Annotated in this window: 14 protein-coding genes; 13 read left to right on the top strand and 1 reads right to left on the bottom strand. The window is 70.0% G+C overall.

All coding sequences use genetic code 11. From position 1 onward, the window contains the following. Window positions 1-238: 238 nt before the first annotated feature. From OV090_RS13125 to OV090_RS13075, 11 genes are all read left to right on the top strand, one after another. Window positions 239-925, top strand: a complete 687-nt coding sequence (locus OV090_RS13125) for a class I SAM-dependent methyltransferase (RefSeq protein ID WP_267703950.1) — start codon at window positions 239-241, stop codon at window positions 923-925. 302 nt (window positions 926-1,227) lie between these two features. Continuing rightward, window positions 1,228-1,878 carry an iron-containing redox enzyme family protein gene (locus OV090_RS13120; protein WP_267703949.1) on the top strand — a complete coding sequence of 217 codons (651 nt, stop codon included), beginning with the start codon at window positions 1,228-1,230 and terminating at the stop codon, window positions 1,876-1,878. A 43-nt stretch (window positions 1,879-1,921) separates the two neighbouring features. Beyond that, entirely contained in the window at window positions 1,922-2,677 is a 756-nt protein-coding gene (locus OV090_RS13115) for a hypothetical protein (protein ID WP_267703948.1), read from the top strand. After that, on the top strand, window positions 2,670-3,719 hold the full coding sequence (locus OV090_RS13110; protein WP_267703947.1) for a 2-ketoarginine methyltransferase: 1,050 nt from the start codon (window positions 2,670-2,672) through the stop codon (window positions 3,717-3,719). Before OV090_RS13115 ends, OV090_RS13110 begins: the two co-directional genes overlap by 8 nt. A 77-nt stretch (window positions 3,720-3,796) precedes the next feature. Beyond that, window positions 3,797-5,206 (top strand): MFS transporter, encoded by a 1,410-nt coding sequence (locus OV090_RS13105; protein ID WP_267703946.1) that lies wholly within the window; start codon window positions 3,797-3,799, stop codon window positions 5,204-5,206. After that, entirely contained in the window at window positions 5,197-6,444 is a 1,248-nt protein-coding gene (locus OV090_RS13100) for a hypothetical protein (RefSeq protein WP_267703945.1), read from the top strand. Before OV090_RS13105 ends, OV090_RS13100 begins: the two co-directional genes overlap by 10 nt. Further along, complete coding sequence (locus tag OV090_RS13095) at window positions 6,437-8,581, top strand: arginase family protein (RefSeq protein ID WP_267703944.1); 2,145 nt, start codon at window positions 6,437-6,439, stop codon at window positions 8,579-8,581. Before OV090_RS13100 ends, OV090_RS13095 begins: the two co-directional genes overlap by 8 nt. Beyond that, window positions 8,578-9,543 carry an aminotransferase class I/II-fold pyridoxal phosphate-dependent enzyme gene (locus OV090_RS13090; RefSeq protein WP_267703943.1) on the top strand — a complete coding sequence of 322 codons (966 nt, stop codon included), beginning with the start codon at window positions 8,578-8,580 and terminating at the stop codon, window positions 9,541-9,543. Before OV090_RS13095 ends, OV090_RS13090 begins: the two co-directional genes overlap by 4 nt. Continuing rightward, window positions 9,540-10,643: an efflux RND transporter periplasmic adaptor subunit gene (locus OV090_RS13085; protein WP_267703942.1), complete on the top strand. Its 1,104-nt coding sequence runs from the start codon at window positions 9,540-9,542 to the stop codon at window positions 10,641-10,643. Before OV090_RS13090 ends, OV090_RS13085 begins: the two co-directional genes overlap by 4 nt. Further along, window positions 10,640-13,798 carry an efflux RND transporter permease subunit gene (locus tag OV090_RS13080; RefSeq protein ID WP_267703941.1) on the top strand — a complete coding sequence of 1,053 codons (3,159 nt, stop codon included), beginning with the start codon at window positions 10,640-10,642 and terminating at the stop codon, window positions 13,796-13,798. The genes OV090_RS13085 and OV090_RS13080 overlap by 4 nt, the downstream gene beginning before the upstream one ends. Window positions 13,799-13,916: 118 nt before the next feature. Continuing rightward, window positions 13,917-14,246, top strand: coding sequence for a hypothetical protein (locus OV090_RS13075; protein WP_267703940.1), 330 nt, complete (start codon window positions 13,917-13,919; stop codon window positions 14,244-14,246). 61 nt (window positions 14,247-14,307) lie between these two features. Here OV090_RS13075 and OV090_RS13070 read toward each other — a convergent pair whose 3' ends face one another. Continuing rightward, a complete protein-coding gene (locus OV090_RS13070; protein ID WP_267703939.1) occupies window positions 14,308-15,540 on the bottom strand; it encodes a hypothetical protein in 1,233 nt (410 codons plus the stop codon). A 1,068-nt stretch (window positions 15,541-16,608) separates the two neighbouring features. Between OV090_RS13070 and OV090_RS13065 the strand changes: the two genes are divergently transcribed. Both OV090_RS13065 and OV090_RS13060 read left to right on the top strand, forming a co-directional pair. Further along, window positions 16,609-18,660: an alpha/beta hydrolase gene (locus OV090_RS13065; RefSeq protein ID WP_267703938.1), complete on the top strand. Its 2,052-nt coding sequence runs from the start codon at window positions 16,609-16,611 to the stop codon at window positions 18,658-18,660. Then, window positions 18,657-18,827: a hypothetical protein gene (locus tag OV090_RS13060; protein WP_267703937.1), complete on the top strand. Its 171-nt coding sequence runs from the start codon at window positions 18,657-18,659 to the stop codon at window positions 18,825-18,827. Before OV090_RS13065 ends, OV090_RS13060 begins: the two co-directional genes overlap by 4 nt. The last annotated feature ends 17 nt before the right edge of the window (window positions 18,828-18,844 follow it).

The raw sequence follows: 18,844 nt of genomic DNA, 5'->3' as shown, positions 1-18,844 counted from the left end.
TCGGGGCATTTGCGCATCTCGTGGCCTTCATGCCGCAAGCAGGGCCAAGGGCGACATACGCGAAAAGACGCCGACCGATATCGCCATTTACCACCGGTGAGGTTTCTTACGACAGTCTCCATAATGCGGACGTTGTCATAGCTATCGCATATTCAAGGGCGTCGGGACCGCTTTAAGGCGTATCCGCGCCCGCTAAAAGTCTGTCTGAGGGGCTCTCGTGCTGTTATGTTGGTCTCCCATGCTTCAGCGAATCTTGGAGCACGAAGTGATGGATACGCCCGAAGACGCTCGCGACTACGACGCGATGGACCACGCCGCGGTCAACGCCGCGTTCTGCGATGATTTCCTCGCTCTGGGGCCGCCGCCTGCGTGCATCGTCGACTTCGGCACCGGCACCGCCCTCATTCCAATCGCGCTGTGCGAGCGGGCGGCGGGCTTTTCAGTGGTAGCGATCGAGCTGGCTGAGAATATGCTGGCGCTCGCGCGCGACAACGTGACGCGCGCGAAGCTCGGAGAGCGCATCCTTTTTAAGAGGGCCGATGCCAAGGGCACCGGCTTCGAAGACGCCTCGTTCGGCGCGGTCATCTCGAATTCGATCGTTCATCATATCCCCGAGCCAGGGCAGCTCCTCGCCGAGATGTGGCGAGTCGCCGCCCGGGGTGCCGTGCTCTTCGTGCGCGATCTGCATCGTCCGAACAGCGAAGCCGAGGTCGATCGCCTCGTCGCGCTCTACGCGGGCGAGCCGCCCCGCGACGCCGCGCTCGTCGCCTCGTTCGAGCGCCAGCGCGCCCTCTTTCGCGATTCTCTGTGCGCCTCGCTCACCGTCGCCGAGATCGCGGCGATGGTCGCTCCGCTGGGTATTCCGGCGGCAGCCGTGACCATGACGAGCGACCGGCACTGGACACTGGCGTGGAGGAAATCATGACGCCGAGCACGGGGGCGGCCAGTTCGTCCCCGTGGAGATGACTCGAGGCGCTCGCTCGCCCGACGCTGCGACCTGGTCTCTGGATTCGTCATGGGCGCGAACAAATGCGCGTCGATTCGCCCGCGGCCGCCCGCTCCGGGCTGATCGGCGGGTAGCGACCGTCGACGGTGGATTGCCGTCGCGGGTCGTGGCGAAGCTCGGCGCGCCGGATCGGCGCTCTGCCGGGCTCCTGCGCGCATCCTGGTCCCCAATCAACATCCATCATCGAAACGCCGAAAAGCCCTCTTTACCAAGACAATCTCATGCCAAACTTTGACCTTCACAAGATTGAAAACCAGCTTAGCAAGCCGATCTGCGAGGCGGCGATCCCGAAGCAGTACAAGGACCCGATCGATGTCCTGAGCCGGTGGAGATACCTCTCCGAGCAGTTCCCCCGGTTCCTGGGCGCGATCCTGGCGCGCAGCCCGCTGCCCGCCGCGCAGTGCCTGGTGGCCAAGAACATCACCGGGGAGTGCGGTGGTGGCGACGCCGCGGCCATGCACTCGAAGCTGCTCGGTGAGTTGGTCGGGCCGGTGATCACCCGCAGCCGCGAGGCCTTCAGCGAGAGTGACCTCTCCCGGGTCGTCGAACAAAACCTCGCCGTCATCGCCACGATGGGCGAGGGCCAGTCGATCGGCTTCCTGATCGGCCTCGAGGCCCCCGCCTACGAGATCCTCGCGTTGCTGCGCCGGTGCTTGCTCGAGGCCGGCGTCGCGGCCGAAGCGATCGACGGCTCGGTGTACATGGCGACCCACCAGGAGGTCGAGGCCGAGCACCAGAAAGACAGCCTGCTGATGGCCCAGATCGTCGCGGAGCTCGGCTGCGACGAGGCGGCGATCCTCGAAGGCGGCCATCGGGCGGTCGAGTTCTGGCAGGCGTGGTGGGGCGCGGAGATCCACGCGAAGGCCAGCTGACGGCTCGTGGACCGAGAAGGACCGACTAAAGGAGCTGCTTCGCTTGAATAATTCAACCAACATTACCGGCCTGGAGGCGCTGATCGAGTCGCGCTTGCGCCACCGGGTCCGATACGCGCAGCGCGACGAATTCGACCGGGTTCACCGCGAGCTCATCCTGCGCCAGAGCCTGCTGTTCAATCCCATGTATCAGGCGCTGTTCGCCGACGAGCTGCGCCCGCGGCAGGTCGCGCTGTTCCTGTCCGAATACTACCATGGATCGATCGCGGGCTTCCTGCGCGAGGTCATGCCCCTGGCCTTGAACGCGCACCAGGAGCCGCTGTGGGGCGCTTACATCCGCCAGATCCGGCTGGAGGAGAGCAAGCCGCGCAACCACGCGATCCTGTTCGAGGAGTTCATGGCATCGGTGGGCGTGGTCGCCGGGCCGCCGCGCGCGCCGGCGCTGGAATTCATCGCCGCCTCGAAGCGGGGCTACACCCTCAACTTGCCGCACTCCTGCGGCTACGCCCTCGCGGTCGAGGTCGAGGCCGATTATCAGATCGCCGTGGTCGCGGCCTTCGCCCGCCGGCACTTCGGCGCCGGGGCCGTCGCGGGCAACACGTGGTTCGACACTCACCTCGACGTGACCGGCGAGGAGGAGCACGCGCGGCAGACGGTGGTCCTGTCGGAGGTCGCGGTCAAGGACGCCGCGGACTTCCAGGAGTTCGTGCTCGGCTTCGAGCACGCGTGCCGGGATACGGAGCGCTTCATGTTGTCGTTGCACGGACTCATGCGAGCGCAGGAGGTCGACGATGCCTGAACGAGCCAATGTGAGCACGATCGATACGGTCACCTTCGAGGACGGCCTTGTCGAGGCTATCGAGCCGATCCGTCAGTTCGCGCTGGCGACGGCCATCTTTCACCTGTTCGAGGCGGGTATCTACGATCGCATCGACGGCGCGCCGAGCTCGGTCGCGGAGCTGGCCAGCGCGCTGGGCCACGATCGTGCCAAGCTCCAGGGGCTCCTCAGCTACCTGCGCAACGAGGAGCTGGTGTCCCTCAGCGACGGAGTGGTCGCGCTGACCCGGCGCGGGCGGTCGTTGGCGAGGTATCGCGCCTGGTACACGATGCTGATCGGCGGCTACGGCCAGACCTTCCTGGCGATCGGAGACCACCTCGGCGTGGGCTCCGGCGGGGCCTCGCGGGACATCGTGCACGTCGGCGTCGGCAGCTGCGGGATCAGCCGTCACGACGCGTTTCCGCTGACCAAGGAGCTGATCGACAAGATGCGGCGCAAGCCCGAGGTCGTGTGCGACCTCGGGTGCGGCAACGGCATGTACCTCGTCGAATTTTGCCGCTACTTCCCCGGATTGCGGGCGGTCGGCATCGAGCCCAGCGAGGCCAGCTGCGCCGCCGCCCGCGGCTTCATCGCCGAGGCCGGGTTCAGCGACAGGATCGAGATCGTCTGCAACAGCGCGGTCGAGTTCGTCGCCGATCCGAAGGCCACCAAGCCCGACCTCTACGTGCTCGGCTTCGTGCTGCACGAGATCCTCGGCCAGGAGGGAGAGCGCGGGGTCATCGACTTCCTGAGCAAGATCCGGGGCGAGAACCGGGGCGCGCACGTCGTGGTCATCGAGGTCAGCGATCAGATCGACGAGGCGAAGCAGATGCAGCACGGGCTCGCCAGGGCCTACTACAACCCGTATTACCTGCTGCACTACTTCACCAGCCAGAAGCTGGAGACCCACGAGTACTGGATGTCGGTGTTCGCGCGGTCGGGCTTCGAGGTGCTGGCGCGGGCGACCACCTCGGCCGAGGTCGACTCGACGGGGTTCGAGCTCGGCTATCTGCTCCGCGCCTGAGGAGAGCGGGGACCATGGTCGAGCCAGCACGCTCCTCCGCTCGTGCGCCCGCGGGGTCCCTGCTCCGCGGGCGCGCCTTGCCGGTACTGCTCGCCGTCGCGGCGATCCTGTTCGTCGACAACGTCGACGTCAGCGCGCTGACCGTCGCGCTGCCGAGCATGGCGTACGAGCTCGGCGGCGAGCTCGGGAGCATGCAGTCGGTGATGACGGCCTACTTCGTGTCGTCGGCGTCGTTCTTCCTGCTGGCGGGCTTCCTGGGCGATCGGCTGGGGATCCGGGACACGCTGACGCTCGGCGTGGCCCTGATCGTGGTCTCTTCGCTGTGCGGGGCTCTGGCCGCGAGCCTGCTCGCCGTCGTCGTCTGGCGCTTCGTGCAGGGCATCGGCTACGCACTGACGTTCTCGATGATGATGCTGCTGATGAAGCGGCTGCTGCCCCCGGGCCAGCAGAACGTGGGCATGGGCATCTTCATGGGGGTGGCGATGCTCTCGAGCATGAGCGGGCCGGTGATCGGCTCCGTGATGACGCAGCAGTTCGGCTGGCGCTCGCTGTTCTTCGTCAACGTGCTGCTCTGCGCGCCCTGCGTGTGGGTGCTGCTCAAGAACCTCCACGGCGGGCCCGAGCACCCGCCGCTCGAGTCGCCCCGGTCGGACCGGCCGGGGGTGCAATTGGCGGCGAACGTGATCTTCGCCGTGGCCGTGCTGGGGGGGATGACCGTGCTGATGCAGCTCGGCGCGGGCCCCTCGGGCGGCGCGCTGCCGCCGGGTCTATGGCCGTGGCTGCTGGGGGTGGCGGCGCTGTGCGCGGTGACGTTCGTCGCGCTCAACCGGCGCCTGCCGCGACCGATCTTGAGCCTGACCATCTTCGACAATCGCCGCTTCCTCGCCGTGGTCGCGGTCCGCGTGTTGCTGCAGGCCGTGTCCTACTCGTGCCTGTTCTGGCTGCCGATCTTCCTTCAGCTCGGGCTCGGCCTCGGTGTGGTCGATGCAGGGCTGATCCTGACCGTGTTCACCGCGACCGCGGCGGCGGGCTCCTTCGCCGCCGGCGTGCTCGCCGAGCGCCTGGGTCAGGACAAGGTGGCGCTTTTCGGTCACGGGCTCGTGCTGCTCGGCGTCGCCGCCTTGCTGCTCGGGCGCCCGGAGGACTCGTCGTACGGGCTGCTCGGCGGGCTGGCGCTGCTCGGCGCCGGCTTCTCGGCGGTGTTCACGGTGGTGAACGCGGCCTTGCTCGCGGCCATCGAGCGGGGGCCCGAGGGCATGCTCGTCGGCAGCTATTACACCGTGTCTTACATCGCTGGCAGCCTCGGCATCGCGGCCACCAGCTTCGTGGCCGCGCGGGCCAGCGAGGCCGACGCACGCGGCTATCTCGCGGCCACGACGGCGCTCGCAGGCTGCTGGCTCGTGGGCACCGCCGCGAGCCTGATCATCTCCCGGATCTTCCCCTTCACATCGCCGTCGCTGGCCGCGCGAAACACCTCATGTCCGTGAAAACCAACATCATCATCCTCAATCGTGTGCCGCTGTCGCGCAGCCCCTATCACGAGTGGCTCGACCTCGACGCGCACGCTCTCTATCTGCTGACCGACGCGGGCACGGCGGACGATCTGGGGCCGGCGCGGGCAGCCTATGCCGAGATCCACGAGTTCGAACATTACGTCCACAATGCCAACGTCGAGCTGTGCGCGCGCGCGCTCGGCCAGCGGATCGCGGTGGAGGCGATCGTCGCGTACAGCGAGGTCGACCAGATCCGGGCGGCGCGGTGCCGCCAGGCGCTGGGCGTGCCCGGCCAGGACCTGGTGAGCGCCCTCGCGTTCCGCGACAAGCTCGACATGCGCGACCGCTGCCGGGCTGCGGGCCTCGCCGGTCCGGCCTACGCGAGGATCGACGACGTGGGCGACCTGCGCGACTTCATCGACGCCAACGGCTACCCCGTGGTCGTCAAGCCGCGCCTCAGCACGGCCTCCCGCTCCGTGATGCGCCTCGACGACGACGCCGATCTCGCGCGCTTCCTGGTGCGAGGTCTCTACACCGACATCGACGTCGGCCCGCCCGCCATGGTCGAGGCCTTCGTGGAGGGCGACCTGTACGCCGTCGACCTGCTGCTGGCGGGCGGAGAGGTCGTGTTCTTCGAGGCGCTCCGCTATGTCAATACCTGCCTCGACTACTCTAGCCGCGCGTGCAAGTCCGTCGGCCTGGCCCAGGTCCCGGCGGACCACCCCGACGTCCCGCGCCTCGACCGCTTCTGCCGCGAGCTCCTGCGGCACTTCCCGCACCCGGGTCACGGCGGCTTTCATATCGAGGCCTTCGTGGGCCCGGACGAGGTCGTCCTGTGCGAGGCGGCGAGCCGCAGCGGCGGCGCCGGCGTGCCGCAGCTGATCGAGCGCAGCGCCGGCTTCAACCCCGATCGAGCCACCGTCCAGCTCCAGGCCTCGCACGGGCGCGATCGGTCGTGGCTCGGGGCGTCGCCGGGCAGCGAGCGCGCCTACGGCTTCTTGCTGCTGGCTCCGGGCGACGTGGCCGGCGGCTGGCAGACGCCGGTCCGCAGCGAGCTCGAATTCATCGTCGACTACGAGCCGGCCGCGGCGCCCTGCGGTGCGGTCGACGACGTCGCCAAGTTCGCGGCCTTCGCGATGGTCGAGGGCGAGTCGATCGGCGCGATGCAGACCCACCTCGAGCAGCTCGAGCGGTGGTTTCACGGGGATCGGAGCGGGGACCGCCATGAGTGAGAACAACAGCGCGGTGGCGCGTCGCCACCTCATCGTCGTCGACGAGAACGTGATCCGCGTCGAGCTCGATCGCTGCTTGCCTGCGGGCGAGCCCGCCGACCTGTTCGCCAGCGCGCGCTGCCTGCAGAAGCTCTCGCCAGGCAACGCTGCTCGCTTCGAGCGGGTCGTGGAGGTCGCGGACTTCAGCGTCGAAGCCCTGAGCCGGTTGATCGAGGCGAACTTCGACCCCGCCGAGCTCGCGGGCCTGCAGCTGGTGACCAACGATGAGTGCGTCGAGGTCGTTCTCGCCGCGCTGCGCGCTCGCTTCGGCCTCGCCGGCGACGGCGCCGAGCGGGCGCGGTTGATGAGCGACAAGCTGCGCATGAAGTCGGCGCTGCGTGGGGTCGAGGGGGTGCGCTGCCCCAGCTTCGCGGGCTTTTGTCCCGAGCGTTACGCCGCCGAGGGCGAGGCGTACCTGCACGCCTTGATCGTGCAGGTCGGCCTGCCGCTCGTCGTCAAGCCGACCGACGGCACCAGCGGCCGGGGAGTCGTCGTCTGCGAGCGCTTCGAGGCCCTGCGCGCCTGGGCCCGGGTGAACGGCGAGCACCGCAACTACGAGCTCGAGTCCTTCGTGGCCGGGGTGCTCTACACCGTCGACTCGATCGTCCGCGGCGGCGAGGTCATCCACGTCAACGCCGGCGAGGGAGCGTGGCCCTGCCTCGATTACTCTGCGGGGCGCAACATGGTCGTCCAGGTGGTGCTCGAGGGCACGCCGATCCACGCCAGGCTGTGCGCCTTCAATCACCGGGTGGTCGCCGCGCTCCAGCCTCCAGACGGGGCCCTCCACATGGAGGTGTTCGAGCGCGGCGACGGCGAGCTGGTGTTCGTCGAGGCCTCGGCGCGGCCCGGCGGCGGCGACCTCGTCTGGATCTACGCCACCCATGACGGTGTCGACATCGAAGAGGCTCACTTTCGCCTGCGCTCGGGGGCCGGCTTCGAGCTCCAGCCGCGCGAGGGCCCGCGCACGCACGCGGCCTTCTGCGTGTACCCCCGGCGCCGCGGCCAGGTCACCGAGCTGAAGGTCCCGGCGCTGCGCTCGCGCTTCGAGCTCCGCTGGGCGATCGCGGTCGGCGATTCGCTCGTGGACGCGACGGATCTGGCCTCCCCGGCGGCGGGCTCGCTGCGCCTGTGGAGCGCCTCGCGTGAGGACATCGCGGCGGACTTCGCCCTGCTGCGAGACTTCGTGCCCTTCAGCGTCGATGTCCGGTCGCCGCGGTTGATCGGCTACGCGTGCGGCATCGGCTCGGAGCACGCGACGAGCCGCGAGGGCCCGGCGGCGCTGCAGGACTTCCTGGCAGACATCGGCTCGGCCTGGCGCTGGCAGAGCATCGTCGGCCACCCGGACGCGCTCGCCCAGCTTCGCGGGCACGCGGCGGGCGCAGCGGTCGCGCAGGTGTGCGAGCAGTTGGCCCGCGAGACCCGGGCGGCGACCCTGGCCGGACACTTCCCGATCGTCATCGGCGGCGATCACTCGAGCGGCGTCGGGACCTGGACCGGCGTGGCCAGAGCCCTGCGGGAGCGCACACCCGCGCGCGAGGGGCGGCTGGGGCTGCTGTGGTTCGACGCTCACCTCGACAGCCACACGCCCGCGACGAGCCCCAGCGGCTACTGCCACGGCATGCCGCTCGCGGCGCTGCTCGGCCACGCCAGCCCGCACCTCGCGGCGCTGGTAGACGGCGCCGTGCTGGCGCCGGAGGACCTGATCCTGATCGGCGCGCGCAACTACGAGGCCGAGGAGCGGAGCTTCCTCGCGGGCCATGGGGTGCGCGTGTACTTCATGGACGAGGTCGTCGCGCGCGGGCTGCGGGCGGTGGTCGAGGAGGCCGTGGCGAGCATGGCCGGGCGCGTCGAGTACCTGGGGATCAGCGTGGACCTCGACGGCCTCGATCCGCGCTTCGCACCGGCCGTCGGCACGCCGGTCGAGGGGGGTCTCGACGCCGCCGAGCTGCTCGAAGCGCTGCGCGGGCTCGCGCGAGACCCTCGCGTGGTCGGCCTCGAGATCGCGGAGTTCAACCCCTGCCTCGACGTCGAGCACAGGACCCGTGACCTGCTCGTGGAGCTCGTGGCGATCTTCGCGGGCGATCGGGGGTCGCCATGAGCATGACGCGCTTCGACCTCAACGAGAGCGCCCTGGGTCTGCCCGAGGTCGTTCGGCGTCGCGTCCGCGAGAGCGCCGATCAGTTCCACTGCTACCCGCTGGCGCAGACCGAGCGGACCCTGGCGCGGGTCGCCGAGCACTTCGGGGTGACGCGGGACGAGGTGATGCTGACTCAGGGCATCGACGAGTGCGTCGATCGCCTGATCACCCACTTCGAGGCCATGCGCTTCGTCGCGACCTGGCCGGGCTTCCACGGCTACTGGGATCGCATCGCGGTGATGCGACGACGCAGCTTCGCGCTGCGTCGGGTCGGCCCGCGCTTCGAGCTGGCCCGCGACGACGTCGAGGCCCTCGAGCGCGACGACTTCGTCTTGCTCGCGGACCCCGACAACCCGACCGGGGTCGTCACGACGCAGGCGCAGCTCGAGCAGCTCCAGCAGCGCTGCGGGGGGCTGCTCGTCGATCGCACGTACGCCGGCTACGCCGACGCGCCCCTCGCCGCGCTCGCGCCCGGGCCGCGCGGGTTCTACTTCCACTCGTTCTCGAAGTCCTTCGCGATGGCGGGCCTGCGCGTGGGAGCGCTGATCGGTCCGGCAGAGGACATCGGGGCGATGCGGGCGCGGCAGTGGTTCTGCAGCATGAGCACGCCCAGTCTGGTCGCCGTCGCGGCGGCATTGGACCACGTCGATGAGTTTCAGGCCCGCTGCCGCGCGCTGATCGAGGAGCGCGGGCGCGTGGTCGCGGGCCTGCGCGCGCGCGGCTTCACGGTCCACGAGACCCAGACCAACTTCGTGATCGTGGCCGCGGACCCGGCGGTCGTGCTGCCGCGGCTGGCGGCCCGCGGCATGCTGGTCAAGGACATGGGCTGCTATGGGCTCGATGGCCACGTGCGCATATCCCTGCGTACGCCCGCGGAGAACCTGGCCCTCGTCGAGGCCATCGGGGACCCGGGCGCCGCGTGACATCGCCGCGGACATCCGGGGCGCTGCTGCTCACGGCCCAGCTCGCCTGTGCGGAACCCGAGCAGGTCCAGGCGGGTTCCGAGCCCGCTGCGGCCCCGGTGGTGGTCGCTCGTGCGGAGGCGGGCGTGCTGGCGAGCGAGCACGTCTTCCCCGGGCAGGTCCGGGCCATGCAAGCCGCGGCGCTCGGCTTCGGCGCGCAGGGTCGGGTGCTCACGGTGGAGGTCCGGGAGGGCGATCGGGTCGAGCTCGGCCAGCTGCTGGCGACCCTCGATCCGCGTCAGGCTCGGGCCCAGATGGCGGCGGCCTCGTCGAACCTCGACGAGGTCGAGCACGAGCTGTCGCAAGCCCGCCGCGAGGCCGGGCGCGCGCGGGACCTGGGCGCGCAGGTGCTGGCCGGCGAGTCGATCGAGCGCGAGCTCGGCCGCGCCGAGGCCTTCGCGGCCCGTCGCGATCGTCGCCACGCCGAGCTGCGGGCGGCCCGGGTCGGTCTGTCCGAGCACCAGCTGAGAGCCCCCTTCGCGGGGGTGGTGCGCACGCGCGAGGTCGACGCGGGTGCCTGGGTCGCGGCCGGGCAGGCCGTGCTCGAGCTGGTGGCCGAGGGGCCGGTGGAGGTGCGCGCGGCGGTCTCACCGACGCTGCGCGAGCAGCTGGCCGTCGGGGGGGCGACGAGCTTGCGTCCGAGCCTCGGCAGCACGCCCGAGCGAGCCGCTCGCGACCCGGCCGAGCTCACCGCCGAGATCGTCGCTATCTCGGCGATCGTCGAGCCGGTCACGCAGACCGTGGAGCTGCGCCTGAACCCGCGTGGACAGGGGTGGTTGCTGCCCGGGATGATCGTCCAGGTCGCGCTCCCGGTCCGCCACGAGGGCCCCGGTGCGGTGGTCGTGCCGCGCGACGCGGTGGTCCAGGGCGCCGCCGAGACGCGGGTGTTGAAGGTGCTCGACGGCCACGCCTGCGCGGTCCGAGTCGAGCTGCTGGCGATGGCTGGCGCGAGCGCGCTGGTGCTCGGCGCGGGCCTCGGGCCGGGGGACATCGTGGTCACGCGGGGCAACGAGCGCCTGCGCGACCGGCAGGACGTGCGGATCGTGGAGGCGAGGGAGTGACGACGAGGGTCGCAGACCCGACCCCACGCGGGCTCCTGCACGCTGCGATCGCCCATCCGGTCGCGGTGATGGTGGCCGTGATCCTGGTGGTCCTGGCCGGCCTCGTGTCGCTGATCGACCTGCCGATCCAGCTGACCCCCGAGGTCTCGACCCCCGAGATCGGCGTGACGACGGCGTGGCCGGGGGCCAGCCCCGCCGAGGTCGAGACCGAGCTGCTCGAGGAGCAGGAGGAGGCGCTCGAGGGCGTCATCGGCCTGCTGCGCATGGAGTCCGAGGCCAAGCCAGGTCAGGCCCGGATTCGCCTGATCTTCGAGGTCGGCACCGAACTCGAGGTCGCACGGCTGCGCGTGGCGAACGCGATGAGCGAGGTCGACATGCACCCGGCGGGCGCACGCCAGCCGGTGATCGCGACGGCGGGCACCGTCGGCCAGCCGATCTCGATCGTGATCATTCGTGGTCGCGAGGACCAGGCGGTGGCGGGGCACCGGCACTGGGTGGAGCGCAATGTCTTGCCCCGATTTCGCCGCATCCCGGGAGTCGCGGCCGTCGAGCTGACCGGCGGTGGCGATCAGGTCGTGCACATCGACTTCGACCTCGCGGCGCTCGCGGCGCGGGATCTGTCGATCGCCACCGTGGCTGCGCGCATCAAGGCGGTCCTCGTCGACGCTTCGGCGGGCGATGTCACGCTGGGCAAGCGCCGTCTGCTGGTGCGCACGCCGCTGGCGCCGGAGAGGGTCGAGGACTTCGCGGCGATCGTCATCGGCGGGGCGCCGAGCGCGGGGCTGCGGCCGATCGTCCTGGGGGACGTGGCGACGGTGCGCGCGGGCTTGCGCAAGCCGACGGGGGTGGCCATGGCCGGGACCAGCCCGGCGATGGGGCTCGTCATGTTCGCCGAGGCGGGCGCCAACGTGCTCGCGGTCTCGCGCGAGATCCGTGCCCTCGTCGACGGGCTCGCGCGCGAGCGGGTCGCGGCCGAGGGCCTGCACATCGAGGTCTTCGACGACCAGGTGGACTACATCGAGCGGGCCCTCGATCTCGTGACCGAGAACCTGCTCATGGGCGGCGCGCTGGCGATCGTCGTCCTATGGCTGTTCCTGCGCAGCGCCGGCGCGGCCGGCCTGATCGGCCTGTCGATCCCGATCTGCGTGTGCGGCACGGCGCTCGGCATGGCCAGCTTCGGACGCAGCGTCAACGTGGTCTCCCTCGCGGGCACGACCTTCGCGGTCGGCATGGTCGTCGACAACTCGATCGTCGTGCTCGAGTCGATCGAAGTGTGGCGCGGGCGCTGTGACAGCATGGTCGAGGCGGCGCGGCGCGGCGTCGAAGAGGTGTGGGGCGCGCTGGTCATGAACACGGCGACGACCGCCGTCGTGTTCGTGCCCGTGGTGCTGTGGCGCGGCGAGGTCGGCGAGCTGCTCCGGGACATCGCCGTCGCCATCTCGGCATCCGTCGCCGTCTCGCTGCTGGTGTCGAACCTGGTGTTGCCGAGCCTGGCGGCGTGGTGGCTCCGAGCGCGACCAGAGCGTGACCGGGCGCCTGGGCCCGCGGCGAGCTCGGGCGTGCGCTCGCTGCTGACCGGCCAGATCCGCTGGCTGACGCAGACTCCGACCCGGAGCGTCGGGCTCCTGGTGCTGTTCATGGCCGCGGCGGTCGCCGTCGTCGTGAGACTGCCTGCGATGGAGTACCTGCCCAGCGGAGACCGCAACCTGGTGTTCGGGATCATCGTGCCGCCGCCGGGCTACAGCGTCGGCGAGCTCGAGGCGATGGGGGCGAGTGTGCAAGCGGAGGTCGTCGCTCACGAAGGCGTCGACCGCGGCGGGGTGCCGGCGGTCCGCCGAAGCTTCTTCGTCGGCGACGCCAACGAGGTGCTCTGCGGCGCCTCGACGGTCGACGACGCGCGGGCCGGCGAGCTGGCGGGCTTCTATCGCCGAGCGCTGGCGGAGGTCCCCGACGCGAACAGCTTTGCCACCCAGGCCAGCCTGTTCGCCAGCCGCCTCGGTGACGGTCGCGCCGTCGAGATCGATCTGCGTGGCCCGGACCTGGACGTGCTGCGTGCATCCAGCGAGGCGCTGCTGGCAGAGTTGAGCGAGCGCGTGCCAGCGGCCCAGGCGCGAGCGATCCCTTCGCTCGACCCAGGCGCACCGGAGCTGCGGGTCGCGCCGCGGTCCGAGCGATGCGCGAGCATGGGCATGGGTATGGCCGAACTCGCCCTCGCCGTCGACGCGATCGTCGATGGCGCGGTGATCGGCGAGTGGGGGCCGACCGGCGAGGCGAAGCTCGAGGTGGTCTTGCGCGCTCGCAGCAGCGGCGAGCCGCTCGTCGGGGGTGAAGCGTCGTCGAACATGCGCGTCGAGCAGCTGGTCGCTGCGCCGCTGGCTGGCCCGCGCGGTGAGCCGGTGTCGCTCTCCTCCCTCGCGGACATCACGGTCGAGCTCGGGCCGACGCAGATCCGTCGCATCGAGGGGGCACGGGCGATCACCTTGCAGGTCACGCCGCCGCCCGAGCTACCGCTCGAGCGCGCGATGCAGCAGATCCAGGGCACGGTGAGCGAGCTGTTGGCCGACGGTCGGATCCCGGCGACCGTCGACGTGGCGATCGCCGGGACGGCGGGCAAGCTGGCCCAGGCCAAGGGCCAGCTGACGCGCGTGCTGTGGGTCGCCTTGCTGATCTCCTACCTGTTGCTCGCGGCCCTGTTCGGGAACTTCTTCGCCCCCATCGCCGTGCTCGTCACCATCCCGCTCGCCGGTGCGGGGGGCGTCGCCGGGCTGCTGGTGCTCGATCGCTTCGGCGGCGGGCAGGGCCTCGACGTGATGACGGCGATCGGTTTTCTGATCCTGATCGGCGTCGTGGTGAACAACGCGATCCTGATCGTCGAGGGGGCCCTCGCGCGGCTGGCCGCCGGCCTCGATCTGGTCGCGGCCACCACCGATGCTGTCGGCGCCCGCACGCGACCGATCCTCATGACTTCGCTGACGTCCCTCGTCGCCTTGCTGCCGATGGTGCTGGTGCCGGGGGCCGGCGCGGAGCTGTATCGCGGCGTCGGTGCGATCGTGCTCGGCGGCCTGGCGGTGTCGACGGCGCTGTGTCTGCACGTCGTGCCCTGCGTGTTCGTCACCCTGTGGCGGGTGCGCGGGTGGTTCGAGCGGAGCATGTAGACTCGCCCGGCCTCTTCGATCTCCGCCACAGCACTTCGGTCTCGGCGCCGGGCTCATCGACGCCAGCCTCGACGACGTCAAGAACGACCGCCGCAGCAACATCCGCGCCGGCGCCGCGGTGCTGCGCAGCTACGCCGACGACCTCGAGTTCGACCGCGACGACCTCGGCGCGTGGGCCCCGGCGATCGCCTCGATGAGCGACATCGCCATCGAGGACGCGCTCGTCAATTACATCCAACACGACGTCTACGGCGCGCTCCAGGGCGGCGTCGCCGTGCTCGACCTCGGCGGCGCCCCCGTGGCCCAGCTCAGGCCCGAGGCCGGCGTGGTCCCCGACTTCACCACCCCGAGCAACCGGCGCTCGCGCCCGGCCCCGACTACGCCGGATCGATCTGGCGCGCCTCGCCGAACTACAGCGCGCGGCCTGCGGGCACGGCCGGCAAGGTGAAGATGACTCCCCGGCAGGATGGGCCAGGCGGCTGCCTCGGCGAGGCCCAAGGCGACGCGCTTTAGCCCTTCAGCGGGTCGATCCCGAGCAGCCTTCGCAGGTCCCAGACCACCTCGGAGACTGCGGCGTCCGAGTGGGTCGGAAACGACACCTCCCGGATCCGCTGCGGTCCCTTGCCGTAGCCCTCGCCGTGTCCGGAGTGGTGGATCCTGACGTTGCCGACGGCTCGAACGGTGTGAATCACCGCCCGCTGCTCACGAACGCCCTCGTAGCCGAGCGCCTTGGTGCGACGCGTCCAATCGGCGAAAGCCACCTCGGGGGCGGCCTCGAAATCGGGGAGCTCGTCTTGACCGAGGCGCGGCCGGTTCGTCTGCCACTTCGGCGCCTCGTCCTGCCACGGGGAGTCGCCGTGGATGGGGTGATGCATGACCAATACCGCGTTGAGGTCCACGCCCCCTTCGATCTGCCCGCCATGGCAACGCAGCGGCGTGGTCCCCGCGCGCAAGAGCACCCCCTCGAAGGCGCTCGCCAGGTCGGGGAGCCCGAGCCAATAGCGAAGATCGGGAAGCCACAGGCCGGTCTGGGCGCGCAACCAGAACTCGGCCAGCTGACGCGCGTGCGTGGGCGTGAACTCCTTCACTCGGCCAAGCGCGTCCGAGCAGGCCATTCGAAGCGCGAGCTCCCGCGCATCCCCCAGGTCGGGGACGAGCGGAGGTGGGGTGCGTCCTCCTTCCGCGACGAAGAAGAACGCGCCCGACGAGTGGATCATGGGCAGCTCGCTCGCCGCGGCCCTCAGCTCTTCCGCGTCTTGGCCAAAACACGCGGCCGCGGTGCTCCACCGCAACCACCCCTTGTCGCGGCCAAAGAGGCGAACGAGCTGCGCGAGGCGGTCGGGCCCGCTCAGCAGGGCGCTCGGCGGAGCGCCCCTCTCGCCCGCGATGCGCTGGCCCGCTTCGCGCAGACCGGCGCGCGCGCGCTCGTCGTCCTCGACAGCCAGTCGACGCTCGATGAGGTGCAGGTGCCCCGGCCGCATCATCTGCGCGGCCGCGATCCGGTGATCGGCTTCCGTCGCCTCGATGTGGCGCTCCAACACCGCGTCGTTGAGGGTGGCGTACTCGTGGCCAGGAATGCCGAGCTCGGACGCGAACGCCCGCCCGCCCGCCCCGACGCGCTCCGCCGCCAAGAAGATGCACGCGTCTTGGTACTCGTCCGACGTGAGCGGCCACTTCTTCGCGAGCCGGTTTCTCAGCACGATGCGCAGGAAGCGGTCCGCGGGGACCGTCTGGGGGAGCATCTGAGCGAGCTCGTCGGCGCTCGCGCCACGGCCTGCCGCCCGACTATTATCGCAGCGAGGCGCGCGAGGTGGCCGAGGCCGAGGCAGAGGCCGTGGCTGGCTTGGCCGTTCACTGAGCCCGCCGTATCATATGATACGACGGGCTCAAGCATCGGAGGCCGAGGCCGCGTTGCAACAACCATTTCCGCGCGAATCAAGGCGGGACGCTGCGATCACACCAGCTCTGCGACGCGAGTCCGATGATCATGAACGACCCCGCGCCGGAACCCACGCGAATCGAACTCGACAGCTAAATCTCCTCGACGCTGAAGGCCGGCTCTGCGAGCTCGCCCTCGAGCGCGCCGGCTCACTCGTCGGTGCCGCGGCCTTGCTCGGCGTCACTCGGCACGCGCTGCGGCGCCGAATTCTCGAGCTCAAGCTAAACGGCCGCCGCGTCGAAGCTGCACGTCGCCGTCGTCGAAGTCGGGCGCCGCGAGCCACAGGCGCAAGAGGCGTCGTTTTTTCGGCCGGGTCATCCCAATCCTCGTACGTGGTGCGCTTGTGCAGCACGACCGAGTTCTTCAGGAACTGGATGTCGCCAGGCCGAGCCCCGACGCGTGGGCCGGCTCCGTGCGAGCGGTCAGCGGCGTTGCAGGTCGTGGCACTGCATAGGCATGCAGATCGCAACGCGCCTGCATCTTTGCTGCGCCGCAACATAACTCTCCGTGCATGGCCGTTTATTCCGGCCAGCGCCAGACACGGCACCTTGCACCGCAAAAACATTGCGTACCCCTGCGCGCGCAGGTGCCCGGCGTGACGGCGAGCGTGCGGCGAGCGCCGCGTTCGCCCGTTCTCCTGATCGCAGGGGGCGTTCGATCCCGAGGTCGAGCCATGCGCGCGGGCGCCCACCTGGGGTGGGTGCTCGTGGCCGCAGCGTCGCCGAGGGGCCTGAGATCGCCGGATGAACATCGTTCTGCATCATGCCATCCGGCATCACCGCATTATGTTGCAGCGCAAAACAAATCGCTTGACCATCCATGGGTCCCGCGCCTAACGTCCCGGTCTGTCCGGACATTGAGGAGAAGTGTCATGCGGTATTCGTTGTCCCCGCTGTCGCACCTGTTCATCGCGCTCTCTGGCCTCGGCCTGGTGGTATCCGCCGGCTGCGTCGACTTGCCCGACGATGCGGTCGACCTCGACGAGGCCGACCGCACGAGCGACACGGGCGACGCCGTGCCCATCGCTCGCAACTTGCCCGATCCTGGAGAGGCCATCCCTGCGCCGTTCGACGCATACTTCGATCCGCCGGCCGACGACGTGTACCAGGATGATTATCGGGTGGTCGGCCAGCTCACGCCGCCGTCGTGGTCGTGGGGGAAGATCGAGCTCCTCGAGGGACTCCAGGCCTACCGCACCGAGGGCTACAATTTACGGACGCAGAAACCTCGCTGGCAGGATACCTACGAGGACGGCACCTATCCGCTGCAGACCTACTTCGGCGCGCTGAACCAGCAGCTCGTGGACGGGTTCAACCTCCATTACAAGAGCGCGTGCGCCGGGAAGGTGGGCTCGAAGTCGGCGCCGTCGTGCCCGTCCGTCGGGCCGACCCGGCCCGAGGCCCGCTTCGTGCTGCTGCAGCACGGGCCGAAGACCGGCAAGAATGCCTGCGATCCCGGGAAGGTGCCCGTGCTGCTCGTGCATGGGGCGCTGCAGAACGGCAACGTGTGGCTCTTGCCCGGCGGGCGCAATGGGTCCGGCGCCGCGTACCCGGGCACCACGCAGAAGACCGGCTTTGTGCAGGCGCTGGAGGCGACCGGCCGCTGCACGTATGCGATCACCTTCGGCAACTTCCACGGCGACAATTACAGCCAGGCCACCCACGTGGCGAACGCGATCGACCGGATCAAGGAGCTCACCGGGCAGCCGAAGGTCGACGTGATCGCGTGGAGCAAGGGGGTGCTGTCCGTCGATCTCTACGCCGGCGACGTCGCCACGTGGGACGACTTCGGGCCGAAGCACTTCGAGCGGCTGGCGGCGGAGCAGGCGAAGCGCGTGCCGACGTTCCGCGACGACGTGCGCGTCTACGTGCCGCTGTCGGGCCCGCACCTGGGCATCGACCTCAATTTCCGCCATCCGTACGACGATCTGCTGATCTACAGCACCCTCGAGAACGCGCCGGTCGGCCAGGGGCCGGTGACATGGGGATGGATGAGCGCGCTCCAGTGCGTCAACTGGGGCTACGGCGGGAGCCCGCTGCTCCCCAACCAGTTCGCGCAGTCGGTGTGCGACGGCCGCGGCGGCACCTGGCCGGACTTCTTCTCGCGGATCTACAGCTCGAACATCACCGGGCTCGACGCGGCGGGGCGGCCTGTCTCTTCGAGCAGCCTCGAGGCGCTCAACGCGGCGAACGGGGCGAGCCAGGTCAGCTTCGACAAGTACAACCTGGCGATGTGGGGGTCGGTGGACGAGCACGGGAAGCACGTCTCGGCGTACCTCGGCCAGCTGCAGGCGGCGTATGACCTGCGCCCGTATTACCCGATCCCCGACCGCCAGAGCGACGGGGAGGACTGGTCGGAGCTCGACACCGACGAGACCAAATGGCGCACGTGGATGTCGTACAAGCTCACGTACATGTTCGGGGGCTACCTCGACGACGACGACGGTCACATCATGTGCCGCGAGACGGCGTTCGATCCGGCCGGCTCGCCCTGCCAGGCGCAGCACGTCTATTACGACGCCGAGAACGCGGACGACTACTCGTGGGGGTACGCGACCTATCGCCTGATGGACGGGATCGGCATCCAGGCCGTGATGGAGATCGGCGGCAACTTCATCGAGCGGCTCCGTCATCACGGCCTCAGCAGCGAGCTCGACTTCCTGTACGTGGTCCACGGCACGACGGGCGGCGCCGGCGCCCCGTTCGAGATCGACGGCATGAGCTGCCCGACCTGCGAGGTGCATGGCGACGGCGTGCTGTTCGATGTCAGCGTGGCGGCGCGCGATCAGCTCACTCAGGGCTGGCCGGGCGCCGACAAGGCCGCGCGCTCGCGGCAGGAAGGCGTGCCCTTCGGGCACCTCGAGGTCGGTGTCACCCCCGCGGTGTGGAAGAAGATCATCAGCCAGCTCGACGCGGTGAAGTGACCGTAGAGGGCGGCCTGGGCGCGCTGTCGCCGTGCTGCCGCCCCCGCCCTGCGCTGGCCGCCGAGGAGCCGACGACCAGCCCGCCGCAGGGCCTCGTCGCGGCCCCGGAGCGCGTCCTGTTCGTGGAGACCGGATACCTCGTGGTCCTCGCGGAGATGCCCGCCTGAGCGTCGATCTGGCCGCG

Source organism: Nannocystis sp. RBIL2 (genome assembly GCF_026626745.1).
In the GTDB taxonomy this organism is placed as follows: domain Bacteria; phylum Myxococcota_A; class Polyangia; order Nannocystales; family Nannocystaceae; genus Nannocystis.
Note: the sequence above shows the minus strand (reverse complement) of the source record. Positions and strands in the feature narration are given on the sequence as shown.

Coding starts and splice junctions, on each gene's coding strand:
- OV090_RS13125 (WP_267703950.1), top strand. CDS start 239: ATGCTTCAGCGAATCTTGGAGCACGAAGTGATGGATACGCCCGAAGAC.
- OV090_RS13120 (WP_267703949.1), top strand. CDS start 1,228: ATGCCAAACTTTGACCTTCACAAGATTGAAAACCAGCTTAGCAAGCCG.
- OV090_RS13110 (WP_267703947.1), top strand. CDS start 2,670: ATGCCTGAACGAGCCAATGTGAGCACGATCGATACGGTCACCTTCGAG.
- OV090_RS13100 (WP_267703945.1), top strand. CDS start 5,197: ATGTCCGTGAAAACCAACATCATCATCCTCAATCGTGTGCCGCTGTCG.
- OV090_RS13095 (WP_267703944.1), top strand. CDS start 6,437: ATGAGTGAGAACAACAGCGCGGTGGCGCGTCGCCACCTCATCGTCGTC.
- OV090_RS13090 (WP_267703943.1), top strand. CDS start 8,578: ATGAGCATGACGCGCTTCGACCTCAACGAGAGCGCCCTGGGTCTGCCC.
- OV090_RS13070 (WP_267703939.1), bottom strand. CDS start 15,540: ATGCTCCCCCAGACGGTCCCCGCGGACCGCTTCCTGCGCATCGTGCTG.
- OV090_RS13065 (WP_267703938.1), top strand. CDS start 16,609: ATGCGGTATTCGTTGTCCCCGCTGTCGCACCTGTTCATCGCGCTCTCT.